The organism is Faecalicatena contorta (assembly GCF_001404335.1).
Lineage (GTDB): Bacteria > Bacillota > Clostridia > Lachnospirales > Lachnospiraceae > Faecalicatena > Faecalicatena contortus_B.
The window spans coordinates 111,431-129,208 of record NZ_CYZU01000002.1 but is presented as its reverse complement, the minus strand read 5'-3'; the positions used below and the strand labels follow the sequence as shown (position 1 = coordinate 129,208).

The window sequence follows — 17,778 nt, the reverse complement described above, 5'->3', positions numbered from 1 at the left end:
CGCCAGGCACATCTGGGGGATCAGCCTCCGGCAGCCATGTTCCGCCAGAAGATCATTCTTAATAAAAAGGTGAAAATGGCGAGGCTTTATGCAACCTGCCACGGGGTCTATCGGCTGACAGTTAACGGGAAACGTCCAGATGACCGTGAATTTGCGCCTGAGTGTACTGTGTATAGAGAGTATTTGTGCTATCAAACTTACGATGTTACGGAACTTTTAAATACTGGTATAAATATCATAGGGATGCATGTGGGCGATGGCTGGTATCACGGATTTATGACAAAGGCCCAGGATGAAACTTATGATCCTGCGCTTGCGGTCTTGACGCAGCTGGAAGTGACATATGAGGATGGGACTGCAGATTGTTTTGGCTCAGATGAAACCGTAAAGGTGAAGGAAAGCCCTGTCCGGTGTTCGGATCTGTTTGCCGGCGAACGCTATGATGCAAACAGAATGCCATACGGATGGGAAAGCGCAGAGTTTATTGACGACGAATGGTTAGATGTGGTGCCGGCAGATTTTGGCTATCAGAACTTAAAAGCGCAGTATGGGCAGCCGGTGCGCCCTATTATGATTTTGCCGGTGAAAAATGTCCTGACTTCACCGAAAGGCGAGCGGATTATTGATTTCGGCCAAGTAATTGCCGGCCGTGTGCGTCTGAACATCCATGAACCAAGTGGGACAAAGGTGACAGTGATCCATACGGAAGGGCTGGATGCAAAAGGAAATTTTTTCGACAACAATCCGACGGCAGATCAGAGGATTGAATATATTTCAGATGGAAATGAACAGGTATACGAGCCGTATTTTACATTTCAGGGGTTCCGTTATGTTTTGGTCGATGGTATAAAGGATTTAAATGAAGAGGATATTACTGCTGTTGTATTAAGTTCTGAAAAAGAAAATGCCGGAACATTTGCCTGCTCCAATGCAGATATTAACAGATTATATGAGAATACGCGCTGGTCACAGCATGCGAATATGCTTTCGCTGCCCACTGACTGCCCACAGCGTGAAAAAGCAGGATGGACAGGAGATATTCAGGTATACACAAAAACAGCATTATTAAATGAAGATATCACTCCGTTTCTGACCAGATGGCTTGAAAACCTGGCATGTGAGCAAAAGGAAAATGGTTCCGTGCCCTTCGTAGTGCCATTGGCAGGAGCCTATATCGGGCAGTATGAAATGTATGCCGAACAGTTCAAGACGCCGGAGGCAGTGTCTCCCGCGGGCTGGGGAGATGCGGCAGTATTGGTTCCATTTTACATGTATTGCCTGACAGGAAACATGCAGATTCTGAAGCAGCAATATGAGTCCATGAAAAACTGGTGTGATTTTGTTCTTAGGACGGCAAGAGAAAACCGTCCGGATGGCAGTATGATTCCTGAGGAAGTGGAGCAATATCTGTGGAATACCGGACATCATTACGGGGAACATTTAATACCGAGTTATTCCAGGGACGGGTATGGGGAAGGAACCTTTGAGGCGATACGGGTATCGACAAAATATGTGGCTCCGATCTATGGATATCATTCTGTATCAAGTATGTCGGAGATTGCAAGAGTTCTTGGAAATGATGGAGATGCAGATTATTATGGGGAAATGGCGCAAAACATGAAAGCTGCTATTCAGAAAGGCGTAATCGATGAGAAAGGCAATATGCCTGCTGATCTCATGGGCGCATATGCAATGCCTCTTTTTTATAGGCTAGTACCGGAAAATCTCAAGCAGACCTTTGCGGAAAACTTAGTTCGTAAAATAGAAGAGAACGACGGGTGCCTGGATGTCGGATTTTTAGGAATACCGGTTCTGCAGGACGCCCTGTGCCGGATTGACCGCCGGGATCTGGCTTATGATCTTTTGTTTAACGAAAAAGCACCGTCGTGGCTATATGAGGTCAAACACGGCGCAACGACCATCTGGGAGAGCTGGTTTGCCCTAGATGAAGACGGCGCCCCTTTTATATCAGAGATCTATGGAATGCCATTCTGTATGAGCCTGAATCATTATGCATTTGGCTGTGTGGACGACTGGATGTTCCGCAACATAAATGGAATTAATTATGAAGAACCCGGCTTTAAAAAGATTCGGATTCAGCCGCAGCCAGATGACCGGCTGGACTGGGCGAAACGTACTTTTAAATCAGCGTACGGAGAGATCGTTTCGGAGTGGGAGAAGAAAGACGGGAACTTTGAGTTATTTGTTAAAATCCCCTGCAATACAACTGCGGTTATTGTTCTGCCGGACGGGCAGAGGTTTGAACGAGGCAGCGGGGCATATCGCTTTCGGACGGATAGTTCGGATGCCCGATAAAAGGAGGAAGATTATCATGGTAACAACAGCCTTTGTGATTGATTGTATGCGCCGGCGGCGGGTATATGGGATGCGCATCTATGATTGAGGCATACCCGACATGCGTGCATTTGAATCAGCTGGGATATCATGCATTTGCTCTGAATTACCGCTGCAAAGAACATGCGAAAGCTCCAAATCCGCTGGATGATATGGCATATGCGCTTACCTATATATTAGAAGCTTTTTTGCTGAATCAGATTAATATTGTAGAAGTTGAAAAATTATTCTATAAAGGCTCCCTGGGAAAGCAAATATTCTTAAAATCAGAAAAAGCATTTTGAAATATTAGGTGGATAGACTCATATAATGCAGAAGTGCATGAAGAATATAAAAATACGGATATATATGTCAGACGTGAGGTGGGCAGGTTCTTATCAGAAAGAATGCAGTCCATTTTGTTAGATGGATACCAGGTACCAGGAATTACAGCACAGTTTGCAATTCGGAACAGACTGATATATCGAAAGGAAAGCGGAGGTTATGATAATGCCGGCGTATGATGTGAGTTATTTAGACAGCATGATACAAAAAAACAGATATCTTTTCAAATTAATTGCCGGAAACTGTGAAAATGTGTTTCAGATAATTACTGAATATATGAACGGGACATACAGAAGGCATATGGATGAAGGCAATCCTCTTTTTTTAAATAAGACACCAAAACAGATCCTGGGCAGTTTGGGGGTGAAGATCCGGGCAGATGCTGATATAAGCGATAAGTATGATGAGTTTATATTGGAATGGATGGCAGATGTATATACTTATATGCAGTGGAAATGTGAGATTTTATCCAGCAAGATTGAAGCAAAGATTAAACCTGAAGAATTATATTCTTTATATAATCCCTTACATGAGACTTCATTGGAAAACAGCATAGAAAAGCTGAAGACTATATACAAACCGTAAATAGAAAGCTTTACCAGTATATAACAAAAAGGCAGAAGAGGAGGTTACTGCCGACATCCTGCTGCGTTGGCTGCGTATTATGTAAACTTTAAAAGGACATACTAATACTGCATTGAGTAATTAAAAGTGAAGGAATTATAAGCAATAAACGCAGGAAAGGAAAAAATGAAATGGATTTAAGCAAGATAGAACTGGAACGGATCGATGGAACCAAAGAGAGTATGGAGAAATATCTGGGCAACATTCTACTGATTGTCAATACTGCCAGTAAATGTGGATTCACACCTCAATATGAAGCACTGGAAGCGCTTTATAAAAAATACCATGAAAAAGGATTTGAAATCCTGGGATTTCCCTGCAATCAATTCAAGGAGCAGGAACCGGAAGAGGAGAGTAAAATTGCAGAATTCTGTAAATTGAACTATGGCGTCACCTTCCCTCTTTTTTCAAAAATAGATGTAAAAGGCAAAAATATGCATCCGCTTTATCGGTTTCTCACAGAAAAGAAAGAATTTCAGGGGTTCGATGAAGGACATCCTTTAAGCGGAAAGCTGCACGAGATTATCTCGGCAGAGGAACCGGATTATAAAAACAGCAGTGACATTAAATGGAACTTTACAAAATTCCTGATCAACCGGGACGGAACTGTGATTGACCGGTTCGAGCCTACTGCGGATATGGACCGCGTAGAACATGCACTGGAAGAGCTGTTTCCAGAAAAGGAAGTCTAACAGTAAAAAGAAAATAAGGTGAGCAGCTGTGGAAAACCATAGCTGCTTCTTTTAGATTTCGCATTTGGCGCCAAAACCGCACTTTTTATTAAGACACGCGATCGGAAACTTGTTATAATGATAAAAAGGAGGCGTAACTATGGAACAGCAAAAAGAGATTGTCGGTAAGGTCTTGAATTATATCGAGGATAATATTGAGAAAGAAATTAACGTAGATAAAATTGCTAAAAATGTTGGCTATTCAAGATTTTATCTTAATCGCATATTTTCCGAATGTACGGGAATTACCATTTATAAATACCTTCAAAGCCGCAGGCTTACAATGGCTGCTGAAAAATTGATATTATCAAACGAGCCGATTACAAAAATTGCTTATGAAGCTGGATATGATTCTCAACAGGCATTTACACTCGCTTTTAAGCAATTGTATTTATATCCGCCTAAAATTTATAGAAGTATGGGGGTGTTTGTACCAAAGCAAAACAGAATTTCCCTTTGTGGAAATTTCAATAACACAAGATATAATCTATTCATCAGTATGTTCAAGGAGATGGCAGCATGAGTACAATTCCTTACGTTATTGAGCAGACGAGCCGGGGAGAACGCAGCTATGATGTTTTCTCTCGTTTGTTGTCAGACAGAGTTGTTTTTCTGGGAGAAGAAGTAAGTGATACTTCTGCCAGTTTAATCGTGGCGCAATTCCTCTTTTTGGAGGCCCAAGACCCGGAGAAAGATATTCATTTATACATTAACAGTCCGGGAGGTTCTGTTTCTGCCGGATTTGCGATTTATGACACCATGAAATACATCAAGTGCGATGTCTCTACAATATGTATTGGTATGGCTGCAAGCTTTGGTGCATTCTTGTTAGCAGGAGGTACACATGGAAAGCGTATGGCTTTGCCTAATGCTGAAATCATGATACACCAGCCGGCCATGCATGGAAACGGTATTCAAGGACCAGCCAGCGATATAAAAATAATGTCTGATTATATGCAAAAAAACAAACAAAGATTAAACAGAATATTATCTGAAAACACAGGGCGTACTATTGAAGAAATTGAAAGGGATACCGATAGGGATAATTTTATGAGTGCCGAAGAAGCATTAAAATATGGTCTGATAGATTCCGTTATTTCCAGTAGATAACAAAACCAGCCGAGTAATCAAGGGGGGCGACAGCAAAGAAAGCCTTTACGATTTGGCAAAACACATCCCTGTTCCGATCGATCCTGGAGTGTTTGTAAAAACATGGATATTTACGCATGGTATAGCAACGATTGTTTCCACGAACACAACGAATATCCAACCGGAAGAAATAAGGCGGTTACTTACAGAAGCATGTGCAAGTTTTAAGTTATATCACAATGAAAATGATTCGGAGAAAAGATATGAAATCGGATAAAAATTATGTGTATACAGAACGTGCGCATTATATGTGCCCTAATATGCACTTTGGGATTATGGCAAAGATAGAATGTAATTATGATGAAGGACTGCTAAGGCAAAGTATAGACACTCTTCAAAAAGCACACCCGTTTCTGCAAAGTTTAATTGCAGAGGAAACAGACACTGGCAGATTGTTTTATCAAATACAAGATTCTTTGCATATTCCCGTAACTGTAAAAGAAGAGGTTGATTTGTGGCAGCAGGATTATGAAGAAATATCTTTGCGCGGATGGAATGTCAAGAAAGAATGTCTGCTAAAAATAGTGATTTATCCAAAGGGGAAAGAATTTCAAATATTATTTATTGCCCACCATCTATTGTGTGACGGCAGAGGGCTTTTACAACTGGCAGAGGAATTTTCAGAGCATTATGCGAATGGAGTAATGCCGCAGTTTGTAGAGGAACGCTTAATTCAAGGCTTACATGATCTTCCCTCAAACAGTGATTTACCTTTAATCAGTAAATTGATGATAGGCGACGCAAATAGAAGGTGGAAAAAAGAGGGAAAGCAGGTAATGTATGAGGAATATAGCAGATTTGAAAGGGCCTATATTCAAGAACACAAAATGAAACGGGAAGTACTCACCGTTTGCAAACAGGAGTTAGCGGAAATACAGACTTTATGCAGACAACATTGCATTACCGTAAATGACTGGCTGATTGCAAAAATGATGTTGGAAGAAAATACAGATAAAGTGGTTATTGCAGCTGATATTCGTAATCAGACGAAATGTTACAGACAAGGAGCAATGGGGAATTATTCGACTGCTTTTAGCGTTTCTGTGAAAAAGACTGGGGAAAATGTTATATCCCTTGCAAAGCGCGTATCGTCACAAGTCCTAAATATATGTCAGCACCCGCAGAAAGAAATGCTTGTGCTTGCCTGTTATATACATATGCAGCCAGAGCTAATTGACGCTGTTGCAATATCTGCATTAGGAGATTTTGGAAGTAAAGCAGGAACATTTGTAGGAAGAAATATGTTTGGATATGGTTCACAAAACGGTTATAGCATTACTAATTTAGGGAAAATTCAAAGTAATATAATTGCAGAAGCTGTTTTTATACCGCCTGCTTCACCTGCCAATAAAAAAACTTGGGGTGTTCTAACGGTGAATAACCAAATGAAAATATGCGCGTCAAAATTAATTGCAGAAAGTTAATATTGTAATGCAGGAAAAAGGGGGACGCTGTTCTGTCTGCGGAAAGAAAATAGGAAGGACTTCAGGGAGAATGAATAAGGCCATCAAAGGAATTATTATAATCGCCGCAGCATTGATTGTGGCTGCAGGCGCAGTTCTTTTCTGCTTTGTTTATAAAGCAAAAGAACCACCGGCGCCCCAAATAGAGTCAACGGGAAAAACAGAAGACAAAAAGATAAGGGTCGCATGTATAGGGGACAGTATCACATATGGAGCCGGAGTACTTGCTACCCGGGACAGAGATTCCTATCCTGCCATTTTACAGGAATTACTAGGGGATTGCTATCAGGTACTTAATTATGGGCTGAGCGGCCGTACTTTGCTCGATGAAGGGAACAAGCCATACAAACAAGAAGATTTCTTCGAAGAAACGCAGGAAGCAGAGCCCGATCTTGTTTTGATTATGTTAGGCACGAACGACTCCAAGCCAAATAACTGGGATTCCGCGGCATATGAAAAAGAGCTCGGGGAGTTCGTGGACTTGTACCAGAACATACCCAGCCATCCCGAGGTATATCTCATGACATGCTGTGATGCCTTTGCCACAGACGGCAAGAAAGAAGTTGCATTTGGCGTAGATAAAACGGTTATTGGAAATGAAGTAAATGCAATTATTAAACGGGTAGGGGAGTATTGTGAAGTGCCGGTTATCGATATTTACGGTACGACAAAAGACCATCCGGAGTATTTTGCTGACGGAGTCCACCCGAATGCCAGGGGGAATCGAATCATCGCAGAAATGGTGTATCAGTGTTTGTGTGAACATATCCGCCGTCAAGAACAGTAAGGCTATTTTATTAACAATCCCGTTAAGTTAATAACTTTGGTTGTAATTTTCCTCCCATACGCTTATCATTAAATTATAGAAGAGATGCTGTGTGTAACTATTCAGATTCCACGTGAGAAAGGGAGGGACTGATATGGGCGGAAAACTTGCAAAACCTTTACTGTTACTTGACAACAGCAATATGATGTCGGTATTGAACGAGGGCGAATTTAAATGCAGCAACCTTACGTTTGAAGAAACGAAGGCAATCATAGACATGTACGATGAGGATATGATTCTCCGCTGCTTTACCAATGTTGACATTGAGACAGTTATTTTTGACTACCTTGGTATTACAAAACGGAACTTCGAATTTAAAAAGATCAGGAATATGAGGTCGGGACAGGATGCGATTGTGTTTAAGCTCTACGTCACCCCCTCGGAGACCCAGCCTGTGATACAGGCTGATGACGGCGTAGAGGCGAGGAAGATCCAGAATATCTATGTCTACTGTCAGCATTTGACACGTATTAAATAATTAGTGGAGTAATTTGGGTAATATTTTGAGAATATGACGCAGATTGTAAGAGATGAGCTTTAGTTTTAGCGACAGATGGGGGCGCACCGGAAATTGACAGCCGGCTGGCGCCCCCATCTGCCGTCAAGGCTGAAGCTCGCTGTATATGGTTCATGTTTCGTTACTGTTTTATAGTATGTTTTAGTTTATTGACACAGCTTTTAAAATCAAATTTTATTAACAGAATTAAAGAGATTTTTTTATTTCTCTGTGGTATGATGTTTTATAGTGAATAAATTAACAGAGTGGTTTTTTATTGAGGGAAGTCCAGTGATGGCTGAGGGGGAACAAGTGGAAGCCGCGGAGAAGCGATATCAGATCGAGGAGGACATATGCATAAAAAAATCCGGACAGCGAATGAAGAAATCGGCAATGTAGTATTTTTGATTTTGTTTACAATCGTATGGTATGCAGGGCTTTTGGGAAACATACTGCGGGAAGGGTTTCAGCCTTTTATCCTGATCTTTCTGGCAGCAGGGCTTCTGCTTCCGTTTCAGGCAGTGCGTATGGTGCAGAAGGCAGTTTACTACAGAAGGCTGCATGCGCAGTGCGTGGAGGAGGGGCATCCGAAGAAGGGCAAGATCGTGAATATTGTGCGGGAGTATTATGTAGATTCCAACAGCAGAAACAGGCAGTATATTACATATTATTTTCTGATTATTGAAGTATTCGATTCGAATACGGGGGTCTCACAGCGGATCAAGAGTGAGCCTTATCGGATCCCGCTGCACAAATATCTGGGAGCGCCCTATGTGAAGGTGTATACTGATTCCACAGGGTGGCACCATGTTATCGAGGACTTTCAGTTGAAAGAGAACCGCAGTGAACCGGGGATCACACTTGAAAATCCTAACATTTATCTGAAGGACTTTAATAGTCCGCATCCGTTTCAGAAAGTGATCTCGGCGGTAATCCTAATATGGATTCTGTTATTTGTGCTGGGAATCTTTCGGAAGTAAAAGGGGTCAGTCTCTTCTGCAAAGGGGACAGGCCCCTCTGCATTTAGAGAATTTTTGTTGAATGGCAGAATCCATTATACTATAATCATTTTATAAAGCACTGTCAGGAGGTTACAGATGCAGCTTTTATTGAGACAAAGTTTTATTGGAAGTGTATGACAATGGAATATGTAATGTGTTGGATTTTGAGCGCCTTCCGTTTGCGCTTAGAAAGCAGAACATAACACTGGCGGATTTTATCGAATGGGCCTCTAACCGAACATTATCTATTGGGAGAAGTTATGCAAAAGAGATCTTGAACAGTTTACGGCTGTCCCAGACTAATCGCTATGCAGTATGCAAAGCCTGCAGAGGATTAAGTCTGGAGGATTCGTACTGGAGCAGGCAGGATGGCGATGGAAAAACATGGGAAGAGGTTAATTTATTTCATAACCCATTGACGCTTTTTATTACCGAAATATCTCTGTCGGGAAGAAATGTCCGACATCCGGCAAATATTTCGTCAAAGAGCCAGATCCATACGCCGGAACTTACAACTTTAGGAGCCAGTGCGAAAGCATGGATCAGGCGGGAAAATGCTCTTTATCTTCATAAGGTTGGGAAATATGAAATCCCGGCACACGACCATGCATTTTCTAGTAATCCGCATGTGATGTCCCAGACAACAGCGGATGAGAAAACTTTGTACGAGGCGGCTTCAGAGGCGCAGGCGGAGCTTAAAATTGATATGAGTAAGCTGAAGGCTATGAGGCGTCCCGGGTTTTTAACGGCGGAACAGTGGAGACAGGTGCAAAAAAGAGCAGACATGATTTCTTAACCGGCGGGATCATATTACAGAAGATTTGAAAAGGTACAATTTGATAAGTTTAAGGAGAAAACTTGGCAATGCAGGAATGGGAAAGGAAAATTCAATGAACAGGTGCAGAATTCGGAGACTGCCATTTACGGAACAAATACCAGGATGAATCATAAACTGAGCAACTTTACGGCACGGGGACAGGAATGGGCCGGTTATATCCATAGGATTGTAGAGGAAGAACTGGAAATGGAAAGGCGTCTTTGTGAATCCGGCTGGTATTATGGCAAGCAGACGAATAGGCACAATGTTTTAGATCTGTCCGGATGGAAGCTGGATGAGTTCTATCAGCTGCTGGGATCAGAAAAGGTTGAGTATGAAGACCGAAGCGCAGCGAAAAAGGAAAAACGGATGATCTGCTGCAAAGAAGCGACTCCAAGAATCCGCATGGAAATTAGAAAAAATACGTTGGAAACACAAAAAGAGTTCCACGGCGTGCAAATAACCTGTGAAATGCCGGTGTTTTTTAAAGGGGTGGAAGCATCCTATTTTGTGGAAAAGGATTGTTTATGCAGAACCGGACAGGAATATATGGAACGCATCAGGCTTCTGGCGGATCAGTCAAGGAATGGGTTGCTGTCTTTCAAAGTGGGAAGGAACAATTTGTCAGAGTTTTATTATATGGTGCTGCCGAGGCTCCGGGATGTGGTCGATGTTACGGAAGCAGATACAGAAGAGATTCACGAATACCTGCGCCCGAGGTACAGTTTATGTTCTATCTGGATGCCAGAGATCACAATAGCAGCTGCCGGCTGCATGCAAAATATGGAGAACGCGAAGTGTCGGTATTTGACCTGTTAGACGAAAATCAGGACAGGCCGCTGGAACGCTTCAGAATGGAAAACAAGGAGGCTGAAATACTGCTTATCACAAGGCGCCTGTTTCCGGAAATTGATGTGGAAGAAGATGAACTGCATTGCGGGCATGATGAGGACCTGATGTATTCCGTGCTGGAGCATGGGGTGGAGACACTATTGGAGTATGGAGAAGTCCAGTGTACCCAGAGATTCCGCAATATGAATGTGCTCAGAAAGGTAAAGGTGTCGGTGGGGGTATCGATTTCCAGCGGACTTTTGAATCTGGATATTACGACAGAAGATATCCCACGGGAAGAACTGCTGGATGTTCTGAAAAGCTACCGTTCCCGCAAAAAATTTTACCGTCTGAAGAGCGGGGATTTTCTGAAGCTGGAGGATAATACGCTGGAACTGCTGGGTGAGCTGATGGATTCTATGCATCTTTCCCCAAAAGACTTTGTGAAGGGGAAAATGCATCTCCCGGTTTACCGTACTCTTTATCTGGATAAACTGCTGAAGGTGCTGCTGATTACAGGAAGCCAGGAGGAGCGCCGGCAGAAGCTGGATGAATATACGTCCTATGATGTGCTGGTTACTTCGTATGACCTGCTGAAAAGAGATATCGTTTCTTATGAGGATAAGGAGTTTCTGTATGAGATTATCGATGAGGCTCAGTACATCAAGAACCATACCACGGCGGCATCCAAGGCGGTAAAAGTGATCAAAAGCCAGTTCCGGTATGCAATGACCGGAACTCCCATCGAAAACCGGTTAAGTGAGCTGTGGAGTATTTTTGATTATCTGATGCCGGGATTTTTATATAGTTACAAAATATTCAAGAGAGAGATAGAAACCCCGATCGTGAAAAATGGAGACGAGGATGCAATGAAGCGCCTTCAGAAAATGACGGGTGCGTTTATCCTGCGCAGGCTGAAAAGCGATGTATTAAAGGATCTTCCGGATAAACTGGAAGAAATCCGATATGTTAAGATGGAGAAGCCGCAGCAAAAGATTTACGATGCACAGGTGGTGCATATGCAGACACAATTAGCGGAACAGGATGACGCTCAGTTTCATAAGAATAAGATTCAGATTCTGGCGGAGTTAATGAAGCTGCGGCAGATATGCTGCGATCCGGGACTTTGTTTTGAAGATTACCGGAATGAATCGGCCAAGCTGGAATCGTGTCTGGAACTGATCCAAAGCGCCATTGACGGCGGGCATAAGCTTCTGCTGTTTTCGCAGTTCACCACAATGCCTGAACCTGACCGGGGCGGATGTAGTTATCCATTATGATCCCTGGTGGAACCTGGCGGTGCAGAATCAGGCGACAGACCGTGCACACCGTATTGGACAGACCAAGAAGGTGACGGTGTATAAATTGATTGTTAAACACACAATAGAGGAAAAGATTCAGAAACTGCAGGAGGCCAAAATGGATCTGGCGGATCAGATCGTGAATGCGCAGACGGGTGGGCTTGGCGGCATGAGTCAGGCAGAACTGCTGGAATTTTTGGAGGCATGACAGCAGATATTAGGAGACAGATTCGGATATAAGGAGAGATTGAAAATATGTAGGGCAGCTGTGGGAATAAACCGCAGCTGCTTTTCAAATGTTCAGAACGAACATATAGAGAGAAGATGTGAGCAAAGGGGTCAGACCCCTCTGCAAAAGGGTCAGACCCCTTTGTCAAACTCTTTTCTGATAAACTTTTTCAAGCAGGTTGATCAGTGCGTAAAGCCCCATCGCCATAATACAGAGCAGGACGATTGACATGAGCAGCCAATCCATTTTGAATACCTGTGAAGAGTATATAATCAGATACCCAAGTCCATTGCGCGCCGCCAGGAACTCCCCGATGATGACGCCGACCAGGCAGAGCCCGATATTGACCTTCATGTTGCTGATTATGGCCGGTATGGAACTGGGCAGAACGACTTTCGTCAAGGCGTGCCATTTGTTCCCCCTCAGTGTATAGATTAATTTTATCTTTTCCTCGTCCACCGTCGTGAAGCTGGTGTAAAGATTCAGTATGCTGCCAAATATTGCGACGGACATGCCGGCTACAATGATTGTAGTTTTAGTGGCGCCCAGCCAGACGATCAGAAGAGGCGCCAGAGCAGATTTTGGCAGGCTGTTAAGGACAACCAGATAGGGGTCCAGGATTTCCGATAGTTTTTTACTGCACCAAAGGGCGACCGCCAGCATAACGCTGATCAGGGTGACAAGCAGGAAACTGACGATCGTTTCATACAAAGTGGTCCAAATATGGAGAAAGATCGTCTTATCCAGAACCATTCCCCAGAAGCAGAGGGCTATTTTAGACGGGCTGCTGAAGATGAAGGAGTCAATGATTCCCACATTTGCAGTGAATTCCCACAGGAACAGAAAACTCAAAAGGATTGCAATCCGGGAGACCCGTACAATCCTTTTGTGGCGTTTCCGGCTGTCCAGATAACTTTGCTGTCCAACAGAAATCTCATTCATTTTTATTCAACTCCTCCCATATAATATTGAAATAATTTTTGAACTCGGGAGCGTTCCTTCGAAGAAGGGGGGTATCCTTCTCAAGGGTAAATGTGATCGGGACTATCTTAGCAATCGTGGCAGGCCGTTTTGTCAGGATTATGACGCGGTCCGCAAGGCTTACGGCTTCCGAGAGGTCGTGAGTTACCAGCAATGCGGTCTTGTGTGCATTTCTAATAATCTGTCCGATATCATCGCCTACGGAAAGACGAGTCTGGTAATCCAGGGCGGAAAATGGTTCATCCAACAAAAGAATATCCGGCTCCAGGACAAGGGTGCGGATCAGAGCAGCGCGCTGCCGCATCCCTCCCGACAATTCGGAGGGTTTTGAATTCATGAACTGTTTGAGGCCGTACAATTCGAGAAGCTCTTTTGCCTTCGCTTTCGATTTTGCAGAAAGCATATGCTGGATTTCCAGACCAAGCAGCACATTGCTGTAGACGGTCCGCCACTCGAAAAGATGGTCATGCTGGAGCATGTATCCGATATTCATGGTACTTTCTCTTAAATATTTTCCGTTTGTTTTCAACAGCCCCTTTTCCGGCTCCAGCAGGCCGGATATAATCGAGAGCAGCGTAGATTTGCCGCATCCGGACGGACCGACAATGGCGACAAACTCTCCGGAGGCGATGGAAAAGGAAATATCTGTCAGTGCTTTGGTTTCTCCTTCTAATGTGTGATAAGCATAATTTATGTTCTTTAATTCAAGTATTGGTTCCATGCAGACACTCCATTCGACAAGTATATAGTTAGTTTATGAGAAAACTTAAGATGGGTGAATGAACTCGCAGATAGAATCAGGAGCTGCCCTTTATTTTCCGATTTTACGGGTATATCTATGATAACTGACCGGAAACTGCAAAAGTCATTTCGCAATTCTATGAACGTTATCTGTCATGTAGAAAGAAATACGGCGGAAAATGTTTTTCATTGGAAAACAAAAAGAAACAATAAAATAAGAAAAAAGAATACATGGGTGTAAAAAATACAAAATCATGAGTCAAAACCCGTACATTCATTTCTGCCCTTTGCAAGTTGATGTTAACAAAGATGGAATTCTTAGAAACACTAAAGAATTATTTGTTTAAACCGATTTAAAAATAGAATATTAGTAATAATATCAGAAAATTATAGTTTAAAATTGTTAAATATTGACGAAACTGGATGCGAACTCTGAAAATAATTGACAAATATATTTAAGTATAGTATATTCAAATTAAATTTAAAGCGCTTTAAAAACGAAAGGAGGTGATAGCAATATGGATGGATTTTTGGGAATTGATGTCGGAACAACGAATAGTAAAGCAGTTCTTTTGGGGGAAAATGGCGACATCCTCTCAATATGGAAACAGGAGACCCCTCAGGTTTTAAAGGGCGGTCGTTCTTATTTTGATATTGAGAAAATAGATGCCTGTGTTGACCATTGGATAGAAGAAGCCGGAAAAGTCTCTGAATTAAAAAGTGTTGGATTTTCAAGTGTAGGAGAATCGGTGATCCCTTTGAAATCAGGTAAAGTCTTAAGCATGCCGCTGGTCTGGCATGAACAGACAGATGACATTCCAAAATGGAAAGAAGAGATCTTTTGTAAGAAATCCGGGTTTGCTAATACAGGGGTACATAAATCATCAACATTTGCCGTGTATAAGATGATATGGATGATGGAGCACGTGCTGTCCGGGATTCCGGATATGTGGCTACCGATCAGCAGTTATTTGACTTATAGCAGAACGGGCATTGCAAGATGGGATACATCCCAGGCAGGGCGCAGCTATCTTTATGATATCCATAAAAAGACATGGGATCTGGAGACTGCAGAGAAGCTGCATATAAAGCTTCCCAAATCTGTGGGAAGCTTAGGCGGGTACTGCGGGAGTAAAGACGGGATCGTGTATGGTCTGGGCGGTCATGACCATTATGTTGGCTTGTACGCAGTGAGAAAGCTATATGGAAGTTCAGATTTGTTTTACGATTCCATGGGCTCTTCTTCTGTACTGGCGATGGTAAAAGCAGACGGCGAAAAAAAACTGCGGGGCACAGCCACATTTAATCCAAAGGGCGGCTGTCTGGTTACAGGATTTGAACCGGAGGAATATGTGGTGAACAGATCCCTGGACTATTATGGGAGAGTGCTGAAATGTCTGGCAGGGTTAGCCGGAAAAAGTGCCGATCAGGCATTCTATGCTGATGACAATCAAGGACTTTTTAACCTGCCGGATGCGGACAGGCTCTGCAGGCTGGCATGCCCGAAAGATTATGGCAGATATGCAGAGCATGCGCGCCATATTAACTTGCTGGATGTAAAGGAAAACATGTCCTTTTCAGAGCTGATCTTAAGCGGTTATGTCTATATGGCGGTCGGGACAGAGAAAATGTATGCGGATTTAAGCAGGTACTGTAACGGTTCCCAAAAGGAGATGCCATATTTCACAGGCGGCGGCATTACGGATAACCAGTTATTTATGCAGTTCAAAGCCGCGGCGCTTGGCAGAGAAATTACAATTTTAAAAACATCAGAAATCAGTGGGCTGGGTGCAGCGATCTCCGGACTATGCGCCAACGGAAGGGAAAACTTGTTAAGGGACATGAAAAAAAAGCTTCTTGCGGAATCAAAGGTTGTGCCCCAATTGCAGTACGCAGATTACTTAGCGGAGATGAAAAAAAGATATGAAGCAGGATAGCGGAAGATTAATTTTGATATCTGGTCTGCCAGGGAGCGGAAAGACAACATGCGGCAGATGGCTGTCTGACAAATATAAGATACCATACGTGGATTACGATGGAGTCATCCAGCCATTTATGACAGAGGTTTATGACAGATTTTATCAGGGAAGAGCATACGATGAATTTTGTGCTATCTGGCGTGAGTGCTGTTATGAAACCTTTTGGAATGTAATTGCGGAAAATTTAAGGGCAGGCATAAACATAGCGGCGTCCGCACCGTTATCTCAGGAAATGAGGCAGCCGGACTTTTTTGCCGGAATAAAAAGTAAGTATGACATAGAGTTCATGGTTTTGTCCCTTATTCTGCAGGTGCCGGAAAAAGTACTCTATTCAAGGATTGTCAGCCGCCAGGCAAAGCGCGATGAGCAGAAGGTCAGGCAGTGGGACGATTACTATAGACAGCAGGAGCACACAATTCTGTGGCAGCCGGAGTATCAGATTATATGCCATACCGGAGAGGAATACAGAACGGACGAAAGTGTCCGGACATTTTTGTATGATGAGGAAGTTTAAGTGAAAAAGGAGGAAAAGTATGAAAAAATTAGTTTCCATTTTATTAACTATCATGATGATTGGAACGCTGGCAGCCGGATGTGGAAAATCTTCGGAGGACACAAAGTCTTCTGATGGAGAAAAAGTAAAACTGACCTTTTGGGCAGGCTTAACCGGGGATGACCAACAGGCAATGGCTGATATGGTGAAGCAGTTTAACAGTGAACAGGATAAGATCGAAGTTGACTTTTATTCCGTTACCTGGGGAGAGATTTTTACAAAATTATCTGCCGCAAGCAATACAGAAAGCGGACCGGACGTCATGCTGATGCATCCGACGGATTTGTCTACATATGCAGGCAAGGATATGATCGTACCCCTGGATGATTTAATTAAAACAATGGATGTGAACCAAGAGGATTATTCAGATGTCATATGGAAAGGAAACCAGGTGGATGGGCAGCAGTATGGAATTCCGTTGGACTTCCATTGTATGTCAATGTTTATTAATCTGGATTCTTTTGAAGCGGCCGGCCTTACTGCAGAAGATGCAAAAGTTACATCCGTGGATGAATTTAATGCACTCTGTGAGAAATTAAAAACGGATGACCAGTATGCAGTCGGACTTGGCAGTAATTACGCACATACCTACAGATATTGGTACGGACTTCTGGGACAGGCAGGCGGCAGTTTCCTTGATGAGGATATGACAAAAGCCGAATTTAACAGCGAAGCCGGTGCAAAAGCGCTGGATTTTTTGGCAGATTGGGTTGCAAAAGGTTATGCCCCCGAAGCAGAAGCCGATATCGATGCGGACTGGCTGGGCGGAACAACTGCAATGGTGATAGAAGGACCGTGGTTTACACCGTCCGCTATGGCATCTGATCTTAATTTTACTACCGTACCATTCCCGCAAGTTTTAGGAGAAAATTCTGTCTGGGGAAGTTCTCACACGATCACGGTGCCCAAATACGATAAAAGAAGTGACGAAGAGACCGAGGCAACACAGGAGTTTATCGGATGGGTAGTAGAAAATTCATTTAACTGGGCCGCACAGAGCGGACAAATCCCTGCAAACCAGAAGGTACGTGATTCGGAGGAATATAAGGCGCTCGAGATGTACCAATATGCACAGGCATTTATTGATCAGGCAGAATATGTGAAATATGAGCCGCTGTGTCCGGGAACCAGTGAATTTGGTGCGGATAATGAGCTGTCACCGGTTGCAAATGCAGTATACAGTGTGATCAGCAAGGAAAAGGATTCCGTTTCGGCTCTGGATGAAGCTGCAGAGAGTGTGGATAAAATACTGGGTAATTAAAGGCGGGAGAACATCGTACGGTAACGGGCAGGCCTCAATGAATATGGCGCCTGCTGTCTGAGAAATACCGTATTAGGCGGCAGTGCTGTAAATCTCACCATACACTGCCGCCGGAT

19 protein-coding genes are annotated in these 17,778 nt (G+C 43.2%); 17 read left to right on the top strand and 2 right to left on the bottom strand.

Annotated elements, in window-relative coordinates:
• The first annotated feature begins 36 nt into the window (after positions 1-36).
• The 14 genes from ARB69_RS01865 to ARB69_RS01790 all read left to right on the top strand — a co-directional run bounded on the left by ARB69_RS01865 (position 37) and on the right by ARB69_RS01790 (position 12,126).
• Positions 37-2,316 (top strand): family 78 glycoside hydrolase catalytic domain, encoded by a 2,280-nt coding sequence (locus ARB69_RS01865; RefSeq protein WP_055150401.1) that lies wholly within the window; start codon positions 37-39, stop codon positions 2,314-2,316.
• Between the two features lie 80 nt (positions 2,317-2,396).
• Positions 2,397-2,639 (top strand): hypothetical protein, encoded by a 243-nt coding sequence (locus ARB69_RS01860; RefSeq protein WP_129879155.1) that lies wholly within the window; start codon positions 2,397-2,399, stop codon positions 2,637-2,639.
• A 205-nt stretch (positions 2,640-2,844) separates the two neighbouring features.
• Complete coding sequence (locus tag ARB69_RS01850) at positions 2,845-3,264, top strand: hypothetical protein (RefSeq protein ID WP_055150392.1); 420 nt, start codon at positions 2,845-2,847, stop codon at positions 3,262-3,264.
• Positions 3,265-3,434: 170 nt separating this feature from the next.
• Complete coding sequence (locus ARB69_RS01845) at positions 3,435-3,995, top strand: glutathione peroxidase (RefSeq protein ID WP_050639731.1); 561 nt, start codon at positions 3,435-3,437, stop codon at positions 3,993-3,995.
• Between the two features lie 139 nt (positions 3,996-4,134).
• Positions 4,135-4,557 (top strand): helix-turn-helix transcriptional regulator, encoded by a 423-nt coding sequence (locus ARB69_RS01840; RefSeq protein WP_050639732.1) that lies wholly within the window; start codon positions 4,135-4,137, stop codon positions 4,555-4,557.
• Positions 4,554-5,144 carry an ATP-dependent Clp protease proteolytic subunit gene (locus ARB69_RS01835; RefSeq protein WP_050639733.1) on the top strand — a complete coding sequence of 197 codons (591 nt, stop codon included), beginning with the start codon at positions 4,554-4,556 and terminating at the stop codon, positions 5,142-5,144. Before ARB69_RS01840 ends, ARB69_RS01835 begins: the two co-directional genes overlap by 4 nt.
• A gap of 242 nt (positions 5,145-5,386) precedes the next feature.
• Positions 5,387-6,607: a hypothetical protein gene (locus ARB69_RS01825; protein WP_055150389.1), complete on the top strand. Its 1,221-nt coding sequence runs from the start codon at positions 5,387-5,389 to the stop codon at positions 6,605-6,607.
• A gap of 70 nt (positions 6,608-6,677) precedes the next feature.
• Positions 6,678-7,433, top strand: coding sequence for a GDSL-type esterase/lipase family protein (locus ARB69_RS01820; RefSeq protein ID WP_157355597.1), 756 nt, complete (start codon positions 6,678-6,680; stop codon positions 7,431-7,433).
• A gap of 133 nt (positions 7,434-7,566) precedes the next feature.
• A complete protein-coding gene (locus ARB69_RS01815) occupies positions 7,567-7,950 on the top strand; it encodes a hypothetical protein (protein ID WP_050639736.1) in 384 nt (127 codons plus the stop codon).
• Between the two features lie 371 nt (positions 7,951-8,321).
• Positions 8,322-8,948, top strand: coding sequence for a hypothetical protein (locus tag ARB69_RS01810; protein ID WP_050639737.1), 627 nt, complete (start codon positions 8,322-8,324; stop codon positions 8,946-8,948).
• A 175-nt stretch (positions 8,949-9,123) separates the two neighbouring features.
• Positions 9,124-9,765, top strand: coding sequence for a hypothetical protein (locus tag ARB69_RS01805; protein WP_242857497.1), 642 nt, complete (start codon positions 9,124-9,126; stop codon positions 9,763-9,765).
• Positions 9,766-9,909: 144 nt separating this feature from the next.
• On the top strand, positions 9,910-10,605 hold the full coding sequence (locus ARB69_RS26555) for an SNF2 helicase associated domain-containing protein (protein WP_129879157.1): 696 nt from the start codon (positions 9,910-9,912) through the stop codon (positions 10,603-10,605).
• The gene (locus ARB69_RS01795; protein ID WP_157355594.1) at positions 10,515-11,897 is read left to right on the top strand and encodes a DEAD/DEAH box helicase; all 1,383 of its coding nucleotides are present in this window, start codon (positions 10,515-10,517) and stop codon (positions 11,895-11,897) included. The genes ARB69_RS26555 and ARB69_RS01795 overlap by 91 nt, the downstream gene beginning before the upstream one ends.
• A gap of 19 nt (positions 11,898-11,916) precedes the next feature.
• Entirely contained in the window at positions 11,917-12,126 is a 210-nt protein-coding gene (locus tag ARB69_RS01790) for a DEAD/DEAH box helicase (protein WP_055150373.1), read from the top strand.
• A 165-nt stretch (positions 12,127-12,291) separates the two neighbouring features.
• Here the strand turns inward: ARB69_RS01790 and ARB69_RS01785 are convergent, their stop codons facing one another.
• Positions 12,292-13,089: an ABC transporter permease gene (locus tag ARB69_RS01785; protein ID WP_050639743.1), complete on the bottom strand. Its 798-nt coding sequence runs from the start codon at positions 13,087-13,089 to the stop codon at positions 12,292-12,294.
• Entirely contained in the window at positions 13,082-13,849 is a 768-nt protein-coding gene (locus tag ARB69_RS01780; RefSeq protein WP_050639744.1) for an ABC transporter ATP-binding protein, read from the bottom strand. The genes ARB69_RS01785 and ARB69_RS01780 overlap by 8 nt, the downstream gene beginning before the upstream one ends.
• Before the next feature lie 538 nt (positions 13,850-14,387).
• Between ARB69_RS01780 and ARB69_RS01775 the strand changes: the two genes are divergently transcribed.
• Genes ARB69_RS01775 through ARB69_RS01765 form a run of 3 tightly spaced genes read left to right on the top strand, consistent with a single transcriptional unit; the run spans position 14,388 to position 17,662 of the window.
• Positions 14,388-15,806 (top strand): FGGY family carbohydrate kinase, encoded by a 1,419-nt coding sequence (locus ARB69_RS01775; protein ID WP_055150370.1) that lies wholly within the window; start codon positions 14,388-14,390, stop codon positions 15,804-15,806.
• Positions 15,793-16,362, top strand: a complete 570-nt coding sequence (locus tag ARB69_RS01770) for an AAA family ATPase (protein ID WP_050639746.1) — start codon at positions 15,793-15,795, stop codon at positions 16,360-16,362. The genes ARB69_RS01775 and ARB69_RS01770 overlap by 14 nt, the downstream gene beginning before the upstream one ends.
• 19 nt (positions 16,363-16,381) lie before the next feature.
• Positions 16,382-17,662 carry an ABC transporter substrate-binding protein gene (locus ARB69_RS01765; RefSeq protein ID WP_055150366.1) on the top strand — a complete coding sequence of 427 codons (1,281 nt, stop codon included), beginning with the start codon at positions 16,382-16,384 and terminating at the stop codon, positions 17,660-17,662.
• The last annotated feature ends 116 nt before the right edge of the window (positions 17,663-17,778 follow it).